Below are 14,394 nucleotides of genomic sequence, written 5' to 3'. Positions count from 1 at the left end.
CCCCCTGAACCCGTGACCACGCCATTAAGTTCCGGTGCAGCGGGGCGGCAGGCGATGTGCCGCCTACGGCCGCGCCGTTATCCGCGCCGCCGGCCTTCGAAGCGCGGCAGCATGGCGGAAAAATCGCGCCCCTTGCCATCTTCTTCCTCGACAAACCGGCGGTAGAGGTCGGTGGCGGCCTGACCCAGCGGCGTATCGGCATCTGCGGCCTCGGCGGCCTGCTGGGACAGGCGCAGATCCTTGAGCATGAGATCGGCGGCAAAGCCGGGCGCATAACCGTTGTCCGCCGGTGATTTCGGACCGATGCCGGGGGCGGGGCAGTAGGCGTTCATCGACCAGCTGTAGCCTGACGACGTCGAGACCACATCGAACATCGCCTGACGGTCGAGACCGAGCTTGTCGGCCAGAGCAAAGGCTTCGCAGGTGGCGATCATCGTCACGCCAAGGATCATGTTGTTGCAGATCTTCGCCGCCTGACCGTTGCCGGAGGCGCCGCAGTGCACGGTCTTTTGCCCCATGATGTCCAACAGCGGCGCGGCTTTTGCCAGCGCGTCATCGGATCCGCCCACCATGAAGGTCAGGGTGCCGGCCGTCGCGCCACCGATACCGCCCGACACCGGCGCATCCAGCGGCAGCAAACCGGCGGCCTCGGCCTGTGCTGCCACGGCGCGGGCGCTCTCCACGTCGACGGTCGAGCAGTCGAGGAACACCGCGCCCGGTTTCATGGCCGGTATGATCTCGTTCGCGACGGACCGCAGGATATCACCGTTGGGCAGCATGGTGATGACCACGTCGGCGCCGTCCACGGCGTCCACGGCCGAATGGGCGCTCGACACGCCCTGGACCGCCACTGATGCGGTGTCATAGCCGGTAACATGATGTCCGGCGCGGTACAGGTTGGTGGCCATCGGCCCGCCCATGTTGCCGAGCCCGATAAAGGCGATGTTCATCATTGTCTTCTCCTCATGAAAGTCGAGTCTCACACCGCGCAACGGTTGCAGCATCGCCGCCATTCCTGTCAGCGGCACGGTGTCCAGGCTGTGTTTCCAGGCGGGGGTGCGGTCCTTGTCGATGATCGCGGCGCGGATCCCTTCGAGCAGGTCGCCGTGTTCCATCGCCCGGTGGGTAAAGCGGTATTCAAGCTCCAGCGCCTTGCGCACGCTGGGGGTGCCCTGACGCAGCCGGTGCAGGATTTCCAGGGTGCAAGCCATCGACAGCGGCGCGTTGCGTCCCAGCGCCGTCAATGCCTGCGTGGCAAAGGCACTGTCCGAGGCGCGCAATGCATTGACCACATCGCGCAGCCGTTCGCCGGCGAACAGGGCGTCGATTTCCGCCAGCGACACGGCGAGCGTGCCCTCGGGAGGCGTGACCGCAGCGGCCAGCAGCGCGTCAACCTCGCCGTCCTGTTCCAGAGCGGCGATGATGCCGGGCCAGTGTGCCTGGGGAACATACAGATCCGCGAATCCTGCCAGTATCGCATCCGCCGGCCCCATGCGTGCCGCCGTCAGTCCAAGGTATTCGCCCAGCCGCCCCGGTGCCCGGGCCAGCAGAAAACTGCCACCGACATCCGGCACCAGACCGATGCCGCATTCCGGCATCGAGATCTGGCTGTTTTCGCAGACGACCCGATGTCCGGCGTGACAGCCGATGCCGACGCCGCCGCCCATGGTAAACCCCTGCATCAACGTCACCACGGGTTTCGGATATTCGGCGATCAGCGCGTTCAGCCGGTATTCGTCGCGCCAGAAGGTCTGACCATAGGCAAAGTCGCCCGCGATTCCCCGGGCATAGAGTTCGGCGATATCGCCGCCGGCGCAGAATGCCCGATCGCCCTCGGCGTCGATCAGCACCAGGGCCACGGCGGGATCATCGCGCCACTCCAGCAGGGCCGCTTCGATCTGGCGGCACATCTCGTAGCTCATGGCATTCAGCGCCTTGGCCCGGGTCAGGGTGATGCGGCCCGCGCGGCCGGAATGGCGAATCAGGATGTCGGACAAAGGGCTCTCCGTCGTGTCTGGGGTGTGCGGCCGCGCACACCGGAGTTTCGGGTGCCGTAACACCGGCTGGCGGTCACGCCTTGAGCATTTCACGCGCGGTGATCAGGCGCATGATCTCGTTTGTGCCTTCTAGGATCTGGTGCACCCGCAGATCGCGGACAAGCTTTTCGATGCCGTAATCGCCCAGATAGCCGTAACCTCCGTGCAGTTGCAGGCACTGGTCAACGATGCGCGACCCGGCCTCGGTCACAAATTTCTTGGCCATCGCGCAGAATTTGGTGGCATCCGAGGCGCCGGTGTCCAGCTTCCAGGCGGCCTGGCGCAGAAACACCCGCGCCGCCTGCAATTCGATTTCCATATCGGCCAGCCGAAACTGCAACGCCTGAAACTGGTCGATGGATTGGCCAAAGGCGCGGCGCTCGCGCATGTAGGACAGTGTGAGATCCAGCGCGTTCTGCGCCGCACCCAGGGAACAGGCCGCGATATTCAGGCGTCCGCCGTCCAGACCCGCCATCGCATACCGGAAGCCTTTGCCCTCGTCGCCCAGCAGGTTGCAGGCGGGCACGTGGCAGTCGTCGAACTGCACCGCCCGGGTCGGTTGCGACCGCCAGCCCATCTTGTCCTCGAGCCCGCCAAAGCTCAGCCCATCGCAGCCGTCCTCGACCAGAACCGCCGAGATGCCGCGCGGACCGTCCTCGCCGGTGCGCACCATCACCACGTAGGTGTCGGAATAGCCGCCGCCGGAAATGAAGGCCTTGCTGCCGTTCAGGATGTAGCCGTCATTGGTCCGCTCTGCCCGCGTGCGCAGCGCGGCGGCGTCCGAGCCGCAGCTCGGTTCCGTAAGGCAGTAGCTCAGCACGGTTTCCATGCTCAGCACCTGCGGCAGCACCCGTGCCTTCAGATCATCGGATCCATAGCTGTCGATCATCCGCGCGCACATGTTGTGGATGGACAGAAAGGCCGCAACGGACGGGCAGGCCATTGAAAGTGCCTCGAACACCAGCGTCGCGTCCAGACGGCTCAGCCCCGAGCCGCCGCTGTCCTCGGACACATAGAGCCCGCCAAAGCCCAGATCCGCAAGTTGCGGCCACAAGTCCTTGGGAATGCTTGCTTCTGACTCCCAACGGCGGGCGTGTGGTGCAATCTGTTCCTGACCAAAGGCGTGGGCCATGTCAAAGATCGCGGACTGCTCCTCGCTCAGTGCAAAATCCATACCTTCCCCTCCTGTATCGACCTGCAGTAGCGCCACATGTGGCAGGTCTTTTTGGTCATGTGCAAGAGGTGGCGGAACCGGTGGTGCCACCGCGGCCCGGCCACCCCTTGTCCTGACAGGTGACGACATAACTCAAGGGTTGTTTATAACTCTTAGTTATGCAACCATTGGGTGTTATTTAACGGGAGATTTTCATGCGACTTTTGACCCCACTGACGGCGGCTTTTTGCGCCACTGCTATCAGCGTATCGGCGCAGGCCACCTTGCCGGATGACGCCATGGACAGCTGCGGCATTGCACCCGCCACGCTTGACGGCTGGTTCAGGGACGGCACAGCCAGCACCGGCGGCGCGGTGATCGCGGCGGACGGTTTCGCCTTTCCGCCGGTCCAGAACACCGCCTGTGATTTTTACCAGTGGGGCGCGCAGATGTTCCTGTGGATCACCAGCCCGGCGGCGACGGCTTCGGTCACTTTTGACACCCCGGAATTTTATGACGTCGTCGAGACTGCTGGCGGCACCTTTGAATTCCAGTCGAACGCCGGGTCCAAACCCAACCCGATGCTGATCCGCACCGTCAAGGCGCAGGACATCGGCGGCACAGGGCAGGCAGGCGGTGGCGATGTACTGCTGAGCGAGCAGGGGTCGCTGACCTACTATGGCATCCACACCAACGACATCTATGCCGGCTATCTGACCGGCCAGAAGGCCGGCGCCTTTGACGGTCTCGGCATTGCCGGGAATTTCCCCATCACTCAGGCCGACGTTCAACAGGTCGAAGCCTACATGAAGCAGACCTACGACAACCCACAGGCCATGACGATGGAGATCAAGACCGCCTGGGTCGACGCCGCGACGGTGGACGCCGCCCAGTTCATCACACTCGACGCCGTGGTCCCGAGGTTTGACCGTGCATCCGACACCAGGTGGCCGCTCAGCGGTACAGAAACCATGACGCTGGCGCTGGTCGGCGTGCATATCGTGGCGCCGGTTGCGGGGCATCCCGAACTCGTCTGGGCCAGCTTTGAACATGTCAGCGTGGCACCGGCACTGGAATATGCCTACCTCGACGCCTCTGGCGCGGTAAAACTGCAACCCTTCGACAGCAGCGGCGACTGGACTTTCTTTCCGTCAGACGCTGCTCAGCCGACGACCTCCCCACTTGTCCCTGCCGTCGCCGCGATGGAGTCGACGACCGGCGACATCGTTGCCGATACCGGGCAGACCATTGCGCCCGTCGCGGTGGTTCAGGAGAATCCCTGGGGCCTGTCTCCCGCGGATCCGGCCAATGCCAAGGCCAACAGCGATCTGGTCAGCCTGAACGCGTCGCTGCGCAACATCCTGATGGGGGCCTTGGGGGACAAGCGCGGCAACTATCTTCAGATCGGGGGCATCTGGACCGTGACCGGGCAGTTGCCCACCGGCGGCGGCGACGGGAATATCCGCGGCGGCAACCGGCTTGCCAATGCCACCATGGAAAGTTTTCACCAGTACCCGGACAAGAACAACAATTTCCAGTCCGAAAACTGTTTCACCTGCCACAGTGTCAGTTCCGGCGCGACCGATGGCATTGCGCTGAGCCATATCTTTGGCGGCCTCGCTCCGCTCGGGAACTAGCGCCCGGTGGGCGAGCATCACAGATCGGCGTGAAACTCCTCGATCAGATGCGCCACCACCGCGCGCATCTGGTCCTTGTCGCTTTCGCCCTGCGCCTCTGCTCCGGCGCGACTCGCGCGCTGGCGGCTGGCCGAGGTTCCGCCCGAGACGATGTCACGGACCCCTTCGACTTCGGCCAGACAACACAGGATTCCCGCATCTTCCTCGATCAGCACCAGAAGCTCTTCGGCCAGCTCGGGTCAGGGCACAATTTCGCCCCGGCCGAAATCGACCAATCCTTCGGTCACCCCGTAGCGCTGCGCACGCCAGCGGTTTTCGCCGATCAGAAAACGGTCGTAGATCCGCCAGCGCTGGTTCTTGACGCGCAACCGCCAGAGCATCCGCATCAGGCACTGGTTCAGCGCCGCCAGCGTCAGCGTATGTTCCAGCCGGGGCTGCACGTCCATGATCCGGGTTTCCAGCGTCGGGAACTGGTGCGACGGGCGCAGATCCCACCAGATCTTTGAACTGTCTTCGATCAGGCCCAGATCGGTCAAGGCCGTGACCGACCGGTGGTAATCCTCCCAGGATTCGAACTGGGGCGGCAGCCCGGTGCGCGGCAGGTTGTCAAAGACCGAGATCCGGTACGAGGCCATGCCGGTGTCTTCGCCCTGCCAGAATGGCGATGACGTCGACAGCGCCAGAAGGTGGGGCAGAAAATACGACATCTGCCGCATGAGATCCGCGCGCAGGGTATCGTCGTTCAACCCCACATGCACATGCATCCCGCAGATCAGCATCCGCCGCACGACACCGCCCAGCGCCTGTTGCAGATCGTTGTAGCGCTGTTTGTCGGTATGCGGCTGCGATTTCCAGTCCGCCAGCGGGTGACAGGACGCGGCGATGGGGACGAGATTGAAATCTGCAGCGTGTTTCGAAACGGCACTGCGCAGGCGGCGCAGATCCTCGCGCGCTGCGGCCACATCGGTACAGACCTTGGTGCCGACCTCGATCTGGCATTGCAGAAACTCCGGGCTGACCTGGTCTTCCAGTTCGGCCACGCAGGCGGTCATCAGCGCCTCGGGGGCGTCGGCCAGCGCAAGCGTGTCGCGGTCCACAAGAAGGTATTCCTCTTCGATACCAATCGAAAATGCCGGTTCCTGCATGGCTGTTCTCCCCTTTGAAGGGGCAGTCAACCGCAAGTCGCGACACAGGGCAAGCGGGCGTGCCGACGCCCGGGGGCCCATCCGCGCCCTTGGGCGCCCGGCCGACAGCCCTGTTCGCCACAGATCGCGACGCCCCAAAGGACAAGGGGCGGCGCCTGCGCACCGCCCCGGGGAATTTGATTTTGGTCGCGCCTCACTCCATGGGTTTGAAGTTGAACTCACCACCGTCCTTGATGCCCGAGAACCAGCGCGCTGTGACGGTCTTGGTCTTGGTGTAGAACCGGAAGGCGTCGGGGCCGTACTGGTTCAGGTCGCCAAAGGCCGATTTTTTCCAACCGCCAAAGGTGTGATAGCTGAGCGGCACCGGGATCGGAAAGTTGATACCGACCATGCCGACGTTCACACGGTGGGCAAAGTCGCGGGCGGTGTCGCCATCAGCGGTATAGATCGCCACGCCGTTGCCATAGGGGTTGTCGATGACAAGGTTCAGCGCCTCTTCGTAGGTGCCCGCGCGCACCGTGCTCAGGACCGGACCAAAGATCTCTTCCTTGTAGATGTCCATGTCCGGCGTCACGTTGTCGAACAGCGACGGGCCGACAAAATAGCCATCCTCATACCCTTGTAGGCTGAAGTTGCGGCCATCGACCACCAGATCCGCACCCTGTTCGACGCCGGAATTCACCAGCCCTTCGATCCGCTGCTTGGCGGCGGCGGTGATGACGGGGCCGTAATCCACATCCTCGCCGGATGTATAGGGTCCGACCTTCAGTTTCTCGACCCGCGGCACCAGCTTTTCGATCAGCTTGTCGGCGGTTTCCTTGCCGACCGGAACGGCGACGGAAATCGCCATGCAGCGTTCGCCCGCGGCACCGTAGCCGGCGCCGACCAGGGCATCGGCAGCCTTGTCCAGGTCCGCATCCGGCATGATGATCATGTGGTTCTTTGCGCCGCCAAAGCACTGCGCACGCTTGCCGTTGTTGGCGGCGCGGCCATAGATGTACTGCGCGATCGGGGTCGAGCCGACAAAGCCCACCGCCTGCACGGTTTCATTGTCGAGGATTGCGTCCACAGCTTCCTTGTCGCCGTTCACCACCTGCAAGACGCCATCGGGCAGGCCCGCCTCGGTCAGCAGTTCGGCCAGACGCAGAGCCGTCGACGGACAGCGCTCGGACGGCTTCAGGATCATCGCGTTGCCGCAGGAGATGGCGGGGGCCATTTTCCACAGCGGGATCATCGCCGGAAAGTTGAACGGCGTGATGCCGGCCACAACGCCCAGCGGCTGCCGCATGGAATACAGGTCGATGCCGGGGCCGCCGTCATCGGTAAATTCGCCCTTGAGCATGTTCGGCGCGCCCATGCAGACCTCGACCACCTCGAGACCGCGCTGAACGTCGCCGCGGCCGTCGGGCAGGGTCTTGCCATGTTCGCGGCTGACCAGTTCGGCCAGCTCGTCCATGTGTTCATTGATCAGCGCACCGAACTTCATCATCACCCGCGCGCGGCGCTGCGGGTTGGTCGCGCCCCAGGTTTTCTGTGCTTCCGCGGCCTTGGCCACGGCGTCATCCAGTTCGGCCGCAGTGGCGAGCGGCACGCGGGCCTGCACTTCGCCGGTCGCGGGGTTGAAGATGTCGGTAAAGCGGCCCGAGGTGCCTTTGACATGGGCACCGTTGATATAGTGGGTCAGTTCTTTCATGGGGTGGTCCTCCTGAGTTGCCGACACTCTAGGCTTGCAAAAATGTGTGCGACAGGGGAAAAATACCAAAGAGGCTTTGCATTTTTGCAAAACGGAGACGCAGTGACCGGGACATGGGATGACATGCGGATCTTTCTGGCGGTGGCGCGCAGCGAAAGCTTGTCCGCCGCCGGACGGCTGCTGCGCATGGATCCGGCCACGGTGGGCCGCCGCATTGCGCGGCTGGAACACTCGCTCGGGGCGCCGCTTTTTGCCAAGTCACCGCAGGGCTACGCAATGAGCGAGGCCGGCGCACGCCTGCTGCGCCATGCCGAAGAAGCTGAACAGGCAATGCAGGCCGCAACAGAGGCCGTGGCCGGCGGGGCCGGGGGGCTGTCAGGGCAGATCCGGATCGGCGCGCCGGATGGCTGCGCAAATTTTCTGCTGCCGCAGGTCTGCGCCGCCATCGCCGATGAAAATCCCGAACTCGAGGTGCAGATCGTCGCATTGCCGCGGGTGGTGAACCTGTCCAAGCGCGAAGCCGACATGGCCATCGCCGTTTCTGCGCCCACTGCCGGGCGGCTGAGCGTGCAGAAAGTGACGGATTACCGCCTCCACCTCGCTGCCAGCGCGGAGTACCTGGAGCAGCACCCGCCGATCCGCAATCTGGCCGACCTCAAGGGGCACCGGATTGTCGGCTACATCGCCGACATGGTTTTCGACAAGGAACTCGACTACCTGTCCGATCTGGGTGTGACGCGCCATGCGCTGGCCTCGAACTCGGTCGCGGTGCAGTTCCACTGGCTGCGGCAGGGCGCGGGCCTGGGGATCGTCCATGATTTCGCACTGCCCGCGGCGCCCGGACTGCGCAGGGTGTTGTCCGATGAAATCAGTCTGACCCGCAGCTTTTACCTTGTACGCCATGCCGATGATCGCCGGCTGGAGCGCATGAACAGGTTTGCTGCCGCTTTGGCAGACGGGTTGCGTCGCGAAACGGCGCGCCTCGAAGGTCTGACTTGACAGACTCGGTCCGCACAGAGGACGCTGGAAAAAACCAGATATTTCAGAGGAGGATCACGGCCATGCAGGTATACAACATTCTCAAGAGCAAGGCGGATGACGTGGTTTTTACCGTCACCCCGGACGCGCTGGTTTCGGACGCGGCCAAGATCCTGGCCGAAAAACGCATCGGTACGGTGGTCATCTCGTCCGATGGGACAACCGCCGACGGCATTCTGTCCGAACGTGACATCGTGCGCCAGCTGGCCAACCACGGCGGGGCGTGCCTGACGGCGCCGGTGAGCGCCTACATGACGACCAAGTTGGAGACCTGCACCCGTGACGAAGAAGCCGATGCCATTCTGGCGCGCATGACCGAAGGCCGGTTCCGCCACATGCCTGTGGTCGAGGACGGCAAGCTGATCGGCCTCATCACCATTGGTGACGTGGTCAAGGCGCGGCTGAGCGAACTTGCGATGGAGAAAACCGCGCTGGAGGGGATGATCATGGGCTACTGAACCCTGTGAAACCTGTGCACCCGGGTCGCGCCGTTAAGATTTGGGGTTGCAAAGCCTTGCGCAATATTGTTGCGTGCGCCGGACCAATCACAGGGGGTATCCCATGCAAATCGGCCTGTATCCGGGAACCTTCGACCCGATAACGCATGGGCATATCGACATCATCCGCCGGGCCACGGTTCTTGTGGACCGGCTGGTGATCGGGGTTGCGATCAACCGCGACAAGGGGCCGCTGTTCTCGCTCGAAGAACGGGTCGAGATGATCCAGAACGAATGCCAGAGCCTGGCGGAACAGACTGCGACAGAAATTGTCGTGCATCCCTTCGACAATCTGCTGATTGACTGTGCCCGCGATGTCGGGGCACGGGTCATTGTGCGCGGGCTGCGGGCCGTTGCGGATTTCGAGTACGAATTTCAGATGGTGGGAATGAACCGCGCCCTGAACGACCAGATCGAGACGGTCTTTCTGATGGCCGAAGCCCGGCACCAGGCGATCGCCTCAAAGCTGGTCAAGGAAATCGCCCGGCTGGGCGGAGATGTCGGGAAATTTGTGACACCGCCGGTGCGGGATGCTTTGCGCGCCCGCTATGAGGCTTCTCAGAAGCCATAGACCGCGCGGCGGGCCACTTTGGATTCGATTCCCGCGATGTCGAGGTCCAGGCGGGTGTGCAGCGACAGCGCACGCAGTGCCTTGACGGTCTGGTTGTAGGTGATCATCTGGCGAAGACGGGCGAATATCTGTGTCATGGGTTTGTCCTTGGATCTGGCCGACGGCGTCGGACCTGTAAGTAAGCTGGCAACCGGGGTGATCGTTTAACGCCCGTATATCGCCTGGTGCGCGATGCTCTTGGCATCGCCCGGATGAATGTCGAGATCGAGCGCCACATCGAGCGGCAGTCGGCGCAGCGCGCGTAGGGTGCGACGATACTCGGCGTGTTTGGCAACACGGATTTGCAGGTTGGAGAGCAGGGTCATCAGGTGTCTCCTTTGGTCTGTCTCTGTTTCTGTTGTCGCTAACATATTCCTGCTGCACTGCAGCACAACTGCGGTAAACGCACTGTCCGCCATGCAGGAAATGCAGGGCTCGATTCAGCATTTGGTAAAACCCGGGCGGTATCACTTGGCTGTACCAGGCACAGGAGAACCCTGATGGACAGCGTGAAAACAGACGCATTCGCCACGTGGCCGGGCAAAACTCCGGCATCCGTACCCCAGGAAACCCGGAGGGGAGACTTCGAGACGGCGGTCAGACGGGCACGGCCCGATCCCGCAACGGCGGGTCAAAGGCCCGATTTGGCGCATCTGCAGGCGGGCAGTCCCCTGGCCAGGCCGCTGAGGGCTCCGCCAGCCGTGCAATCCGGTCTGCTGCCGTCGGCGGCGGTGGGATATGGCGCGGCGCGCGCGGCATTCGGCGGCGACACCGAATAGGCCGGTGCCGGGGCATCCTCTGGCGGGACATCCTGTGCCCGAGAGCACACATGCCTGACCGCGGCCAGCCGCCAATGGGGCGCCGGGGCGCCAGAGGGTCGGGTGGATCTGTGCTGTGAACGGGCGCAGACTGTCCGTCCGGGGGGCTGGCGGCAATGCTCTGGCGCATCCGTCAGTTTCCCCGGCGTGATCAGCGGGCGCCGCAGGATGCGGCGCGCCGATCCGGAACAGCCCTTCCACCACGGCACAAGCGCCGCAGCGGTCGGAATCATGTTGATCCCCCGGCAGATGATGGAAACGTCGTCTAGAACGGTGACGCGGAAGTTCGGACAGCCCAGCAGCAGGGCCAGTGTCGCCGAGAGAACCAGCGAGATGGTGGATGCCGTCACGGGCTGATGCGCCAGGGAAAAGCGGTCAATGTCGGTAGGAAACACCCCCGGCATCGCCCTGTTGCGGCGGTCGGAGGGTGGGCCACAGGATTTATCGCCGTCCGGTATGCAGTTCCGGCGCCCGCCGGATCCGCGTCAGGTTTGGCCGGGGCCAAAGATCCTGCTGATTGCGAACGGGAACAGCGCCATTCCGCCGGCGTTCCGGAGCGACGTCAGGCTGAGTCCCCGCGCCTCAAGCCCGCTGCGCCCAACCAATGTACAACAGCGACAGCGCAAAGGACTCGGCGATCAGGCAGAACGCCACCGCCCGGCGGGCGGCGGCGTCAAGTCCGGCGGTCACCAACAGAAGGACGGGCAGGGTGCCGGTGCGGTCCGTCACCACCCGCAGGGTGATGAGTTCACTCAGGATCCGAGCCTGCGACAGCGCGGAAAACTTTCCTTGGCTGCCGCAGCTGTGATCAGATCAATTTGCCCATCGCAACGGCCGTGTCGGCCATCCGGTTGGAAAAGCCCCATTCGTTGTCGTACCAGCTGAGGATCCGGCACATCGTGCCTTCCATGACCTTGGTCTGATCCATGTGGAAGATCGACGAGTGCGGGTCGTGGTTGAAATCCATGCTGACCAGCTGGCGGTCGGTGTAGCCGAGAATGCCCTTGAGCGGACCATCGGCAGCGGTGCGGATCGCCTGGTTGATCTCTTCGACCGTGGTGTCGCGTGTCGCTTCAAACGTCAGGTCAACAACCGAGACGTTCGGAGTCGGCACCCGGATCGCCACACCGTCCAGCTTGCCCTTGAGCTCGGGCAACACCAGGCCGACAGCCTTGGCCGCGCCGGTCGACGTCGGGATCATGTTCAGCGCCGCCGCCCGGCCGCGGTAAAGATCCTTGTGCATCGTGTCCAGCGTCGGCTGGTCGCCGGTGTAGCTGTGGATTGTGGTCATGAAGCCGCGCTTGATGCCGATGGCATCGTTCAGCACCTTGGCAACCGGCGACAGGCAATTTGTCGTGCAGGAGGCATTCGAGACGATGATGTCGTCCTTGGTCAGGGTGCCGTGATTGACGCCGTAGACGATGGTCTTGTCTGCATCGGTCCCGGGGGCGGAGATCAGAACCCGCGAGGCACCATTTTCAAGATGCGCCTGGCACTTTTCCTTGGAGGTGAAGATGCCGGTGCATTCCATCACCACATCGACGTCGCTCCAGGGCAGGTCGGCGGGGTTGCGCAGCGCGGTCACCTTGATCGGACCACGGCCTACGTCGATGGTGTCTTCCGTGGTCTTGACCGCGGCGGGAAACCGACCGTGCACGCTGTCATATTGCAGCAGATGGGCGTTTGTCTCGACCGGGCCGAGATCGTTGATCGCGACAACCTCGATATCGGTGCGGCCCGATTCGATGATGGCACGCAACACGTTGCGGCCAATCCGTCCAAATCCGTTGATGGCAACCTTGGTGGTCATGGGAATGCTCCCTCCCTCTTGCGTTTACGCGGCCGGACCGCCGGGTCCGAAAATCCGTTACCGCTAACAATCAAAATGACCTGCTCAAGTCAAGAGAGGGCGCGCCGCGTGATCCCGTGATCAGCGCCAGAATGCCATCCAGTCGAGCAGCCCGAAAAACTTCTTACCAAGAAACAGCAGATGCTCGGCCCCGTAAACGATGTAGTCCCCGATGATCAGCGCACAGAGCAGAACCGCCAACGTCAGCGCGATCGAATTGGTCATGGCTGACAAGCCCCTTGCAGTTCCGCATTCTTCGCATCGGTGTGCCACGGCCCCCGGCGGCTGTCACGTCTGTTCTGCCGGGGCCTGCGCCAGAAGCGGCCTGCCCATCAGGTCCTCGATCAGCAGGGACAGCAATCCGCCGCGTCCGGAGACGTCGGCCTTGCGGTAAATCGCATTCAGATGCGACTTTACCGTTCCCTCGGCTGATCCCCGCAGGGCGGCGATTTCAGTGATGCTCATGCCCTTGATGGTGAACTGCGCCACGTCCTGTTCCGCCGGGGTCAGTCCCCAGAGGCTGAAGTGGTCGAGGATGATGTCGTGAAAGGCCCCGGCTGCGATGCTCACCTGCCGCTCCAGATAGGCCTTGCGTCGCAGCAGATCCATCAGAAAGCGGGTTTCGACCACGACCGCGGCGATCAGTGCCAGCGTGGCCGCGGCCTCGAAAAAGAAATCGCCCTGGATCACCTGCGCCCAGCCCTCCATGACGCCGTCAAAGAGGAGGTCGGCAAGATAGAACGCCGCGCAGAGGCTCTGCACGGCGATTACGATGATCAATGTTGCCGGAGTATTGGCGATCCGTGGTGTCATGGAACGATGTTAGCATCCCTCGGAATATCTTTGACACCCGTAATCATCGCCCGGGACAGATTGACCCCGGTGCGCAGGCTTTCCCACAGCACCGCGCCGACATGGACGGCGATTGACCCTGTTGCCCAGACCACCAGTGTCTCGTGCAGGCTTTCGACCCATTTTGCTCCGGCATATGCGGAGGTGGTCATCAGAAATCCGCTCAGGGCAATCAGCGCGATGCTGGCCAGCAGGTTCAGGATCATCAGCGCGCCCAGCGGCGAATGTCCCAGGTACACCCGTTTGCGGCGTGTGGCGATGTCCGACAGATGCGCCATCACCGCAGCAAAATCCGGCACGAACACCGAAAATTTCGCCGAGCGCGGGCCGAACACTCCCCAGGCCAGCCGCAGCGCGATCAGGGCGGCAACCACATAGCCCAGATCCTGATGCAGGCGGCCCTCGGGCGCGGTCAACAGGGCAGTGCAGACGAAGCCGGCCACAAGGGCCCAGTGAAAGACCCGAAGGAAGGGGTCCCAGATACGGTGGTGTCGCATGATGCGTGTTCCTTTGCGGCAGGGATCGCGGACGGGTCCCCGCAGGCACTGGGGTTCGACCGGACGCGTTGTGCGGGATAGCGCGCGCAAACACATCCGCCCATGGATCGCCGGTTGCAGACCGCCGCCGGATCCACGGCCTATAACCCCGGTTCAGGCCGGACATCGGCGCCACGGATTGCGGAACCGACCCGGCGCGCCACATCGTCCGGACACGAAAACGCCCGGGCCCATCGGACCCGGGCGCTGCATAACGCCTAGCCGTACATCATGACATCAGTGCAACAACCGCCCCATCGCGCCCGCCACATCGGCCATCCGCGCCGAGAACCCCCATTCGTTGTCATACCAGGCCATCACCCGCACCAACCGTTTGCCGACCACACGTGTCAGGTCAGGGGCAAAGATCGACGACTGCGTGGTGTGGTTGAAATCGACCGAGACCTTGGGTTCGGGATCATAGGCCAGCACCATACCCATGCGCCCCAGGGCCAGTTCCCATTCATTCTGCCCATGTCGGGCAGGTTTATCGGGTTCATTATCGATGGCATGCCTATTTTGGCGCGGAC

General features: G+C 63.2%; 15 protein-coding genes and 3 pseudogenes. 4 read left to right on the top strand and 14 right to left on the bottom strand.

All coding sequences use genetic code 11. From position 1 onward, the window contains the following. Positions 1-77: 77 nt before the first annotated feature. From mmsB to FOY53_RS18190, 3 genes and pseudogenes are all read right to left on the bottom strand, one after another. Positions 78-950: a 3-hydroxyisobutyrate dehydrogenase gene (gene mmsB, locus FOY53_RS24085; protein WP_342784269.1), complete on the bottom strand. Its 873-nt coding sequence runs from the start codon at positions 948-950 to the stop codon at positions 78-80. 51 nt (positions 951-1,001) lie between these two features. Next, positions 1,002-2,060, bottom strand: a pseudogene (locus FOY53_RS24080) (enoyl-CoA hydratase/isomerase family protein); the annotation flags it as partial. Positions 2,061-2,070: 10 nt separating this feature from the next. Continuing rightward, entirely contained in the window at positions 2,071-3,210 is a 1,140-nt protein-coding gene (locus tag FOY53_RS18190) for an acyl-CoA dehydrogenase family protein (protein WP_146591520.1), read from the bottom strand. Between the two features lie 194 nt (positions 3,211-3,404). Here FOY53_RS18190 and FOY53_RS18185 point away from each other — a divergent pair, with 194 nt between their 5' ends. Beyond that, entirely contained in the window at positions 3,405-4,826 is a 1,422-nt protein-coding gene (locus tag FOY53_RS18185; protein WP_146591518.1) for a hypothetical protein, read from the top strand. Positions 4,827-4,843: 17 nt separating this feature from the next. On the opposite strand, the pseudogene FOY53_RS18180 reads toward FOY53_RS18185, so the two are convergent. Both FOY53_RS18180 and FOY53_RS18175 read right to left on the bottom strand, forming a co-directional pair. After that, positions 4,844-5,971: pseudogene (locus FOY53_RS18180) on the bottom strand (carboxylate-amine ligase). A 193-nt stretch (positions 5,972-6,164) separates the two neighbouring features. Continuing rightward, positions 6,165-7,664, bottom strand: a complete 1,500-nt coding sequence (locus FOY53_RS18175) for a CoA-acylating methylmalonate-semialdehyde dehydrogenase (protein ID WP_146591515.1) — start codon at positions 7,662-7,664, stop codon at positions 6,165-6,167. A gap of 102 nt (positions 7,665-7,766) precedes the next feature. Between FOY53_RS18175 and FOY53_RS18170 the strand changes: the two genes are divergently transcribed. The 3 genes from FOY53_RS18170 (at position 7,767) to coaD (ending at position 9,770) form a co-directional block, all read left to right on the top strand. Then, positions 7,767-8,663 carry a LysR family transcriptional regulator gene (locus FOY53_RS18170; protein WP_146591513.1) on the top strand — a complete coding sequence of 299 codons (897 nt, stop codon included), beginning with the start codon at positions 7,767-7,769 and terminating at the stop codon, positions 8,661-8,663. A 62-nt stretch (positions 8,664-8,725) separates the two neighbouring features. Further along, the gene (locus FOY53_RS18165; RefSeq protein WP_146591511.1) at positions 8,726-9,160 is read left to right on the top strand and encodes a CBS domain-containing protein; all 435 of its coding nucleotides are present in this window, start codon (positions 8,726-8,728) and stop codon (positions 9,158-9,160) included. A 103-nt stretch (positions 9,161-9,263) separates the two neighbouring features. Continuing rightward, positions 9,264-9,770, top strand: coding sequence for a pantetheine-phosphate adenylyltransferase (gene coaD / locus FOY53_RS18160; protein WP_146591509.1), 507 nt, complete (start codon positions 9,264-9,266; stop codon positions 9,768-9,770). Here coaD and FOY53_RS18155 read toward each other — a convergent pair. The 9 genes and pseudogenes from FOY53_RS18155 to FOY53_RS18130 form a co-directional block, all read right to left on the bottom strand. Continuing rightward, the gene (locus FOY53_RS18155; RefSeq protein ID WP_246107460.1) at positions 9,758-9,907 is read right to left on the bottom strand and encodes a glyceraldehyde-3-phosphate dehydrogenase; all 150 of its coding nucleotides are present in this window, start codon (positions 9,905-9,907) and stop codon (positions 9,758-9,760) included. The two genes, coaD and FOY53_RS18155, sit on opposite strands and share 13 nt — an antisense overlap. A gap of 66 nt (positions 9,908-9,973) precedes the next feature. Beyond that, entirely contained in the window at positions 9,974-10,135 is a 162-nt protein-coding gene (locus FOY53_RS23195; RefSeq protein WP_186766660.1) for a hypothetical protein, read from the bottom strand. Positions 10,136-10,440: 305 nt separating this feature from the next. Further along, positions 10,441-11,022, bottom strand: a complete 582-nt coding sequence (locus tag FOY53_RS18150; RefSeq protein ID WP_186766659.1) for a hypothetical protein — start codon at positions 11,020-11,022, stop codon at positions 10,441-10,443. A gap of 187 nt (positions 11,023-11,209) precedes the next feature. Continuing rightward, positions 11,210-11,356 (bottom strand): hypothetical protein, encoded by a 147-nt coding sequence (locus FOY53_RS23190; protein ID WP_186766658.1) that lies wholly within the window; start codon positions 11,354-11,356, stop codon positions 11,210-11,212. Positions 11,357-11,435: 79 nt separating this feature from the next. Then, positions 11,436-12,437 (bottom strand): type I glyceraldehyde-3-phosphate dehydrogenase, encoded by a 1,002-nt coding sequence (gene gap / locus FOY53_RS18145; protein ID WP_146591505.1) that lies wholly within the window; start codon positions 12,435-12,437, stop codon positions 11,436-11,438. A gap of 120 nt (positions 12,438-12,557) precedes the next feature. Beyond that, a complete protein-coding gene (locus FOY53_RS23185) occupies positions 12,558-12,701 on the bottom strand; it encodes a hypothetical protein (RefSeq protein ID WP_186766657.1) in 144 nt (47 codons plus the stop codon). Positions 12,702-12,764: 63 nt separating this feature from the next. Continuing rightward, the gene (locus FOY53_RS18140; protein WP_146591502.1) at positions 12,765-13,289 is read right to left on the bottom strand and encodes a helix-turn-helix transcriptional regulator; all 525 of its coding nucleotides are present in this window, start codon (positions 13,287-13,289) and stop codon (positions 12,765-12,767) included. Continuing rightward, positions 13,286-13,825, bottom strand: a complete 540-nt coding sequence (locus tag FOY53_RS18135; protein WP_146591500.1) for a cytochrome b/b6 domain-containing protein — start codon at positions 13,823-13,825, stop codon at positions 13,286-13,288. The genes FOY53_RS18140 and FOY53_RS18135 overlap by 4 nt, the downstream gene beginning before the upstream one ends. 276 nt (positions 13,826-14,101) lie before the next feature. Continuing rightward, positions 14,102-14,394, bottom strand: a pseudogene (locus FOY53_RS18130) (glyceraldehyde-3-phosphate dehydrogenase); the annotation flags it as partial.

Origin of the sequence: Puniceibacterium confluentis (assembly GCF_007923445.1) — a bacterium.
In the GTDB taxonomy this organism is placed as follows: domain Bacteria; phylum Pseudomonadota; class Alphaproteobacteria; order Rhodobacterales; family Rhodobacteraceae; genus Puniceibacterium; species Puniceibacterium confluentis.
The sequence above is the reverse complement of the archived record's forward strand: the minus strand, read 5'-3'. Positions and strand labels throughout refer to the sequence as shown.

Excerpts from the sequence above, each read along its gene's own strand:
- FOY53_RS18140 (WP_146591502.1), bottom strand. The coding sequence starts at position 13,289 with ATGACACCACGGATCGCCAATACTCCGGCAACATTGATCATCGTAATC.
- gap (WP_146591505.1), bottom strand. The coding sequence starts at position 12,437 with ATGACCACCAAGGTTGCCATCAACGGATTTGGACGGATTGGCCGCAAC.
- FOY53_RS18185 (WP_146591518.1), top strand. The coding sequence starts at position 3,405 with ATGCGACTTTTGACCCCACTGACGGCGGCTTTTTGCGCCACTGCTATC.
- FOY53_RS18165 (WP_146591511.1), top strand. The coding sequence starts at position 8,726 with ATGCAGGTATACAACATTCTCAAGAGCAAGGCGGATGACGTGGTTTTT.
- FOY53_RS18155 (WP_246107460.1), bottom strand. The coding sequence starts at position 9,907 with ATGACACAGATATTCGCCCGTCTTCGCCAGATGATCACCTACAACCAG.
- FOY53_RS18135 (WP_146591500.1), bottom strand. The coding sequence starts at position 13,825 with ATGCGACACCACCGTATCTGGGACCCCTTCCTTCGGGTCTTTCACTGG.
- coaD (WP_146591509.1), top strand. The coding sequence starts at position 9,264 with ATGCAAATCGGCCTGTATCCGGGAACCTTCGACCCGATAACGCATGGG.
- FOY53_RS18190 (WP_146591520.1), bottom strand. The coding sequence starts at position 3,210 with ATGGATTTTGCACTGAGCGAGGAGCAGTCCGCGATCTTTGACATGGCC.
- FOY53_RS23185 (WP_186766657.1), bottom strand. The coding sequence starts at position 12,701 with ATGACCAATTCGATCGCGCTGACGTTGGCGGTTCTGCTCTGTGCGCTG.
- FOY53_RS18175 (WP_146591515.1), bottom strand. The coding sequence starts at position 7,664 with ATGAAAGAACTGACCCACTATATCAACGGTGCCCATGTCAAAGGCACC.
- mmsB (WP_342784269.1), bottom strand. The coding sequence starts at position 950 with ATGAACATCGCCTTTATCGGGCTCGGCAACATGGGCGGGCCGATGGCC.
- FOY53_RS23195 (WP_186766660.1), bottom strand. The coding sequence starts at position 10,135 with ATGACCCTGCTCTCCAACCTGCAAATCCGTGTTGCCAAACACGCCGAG.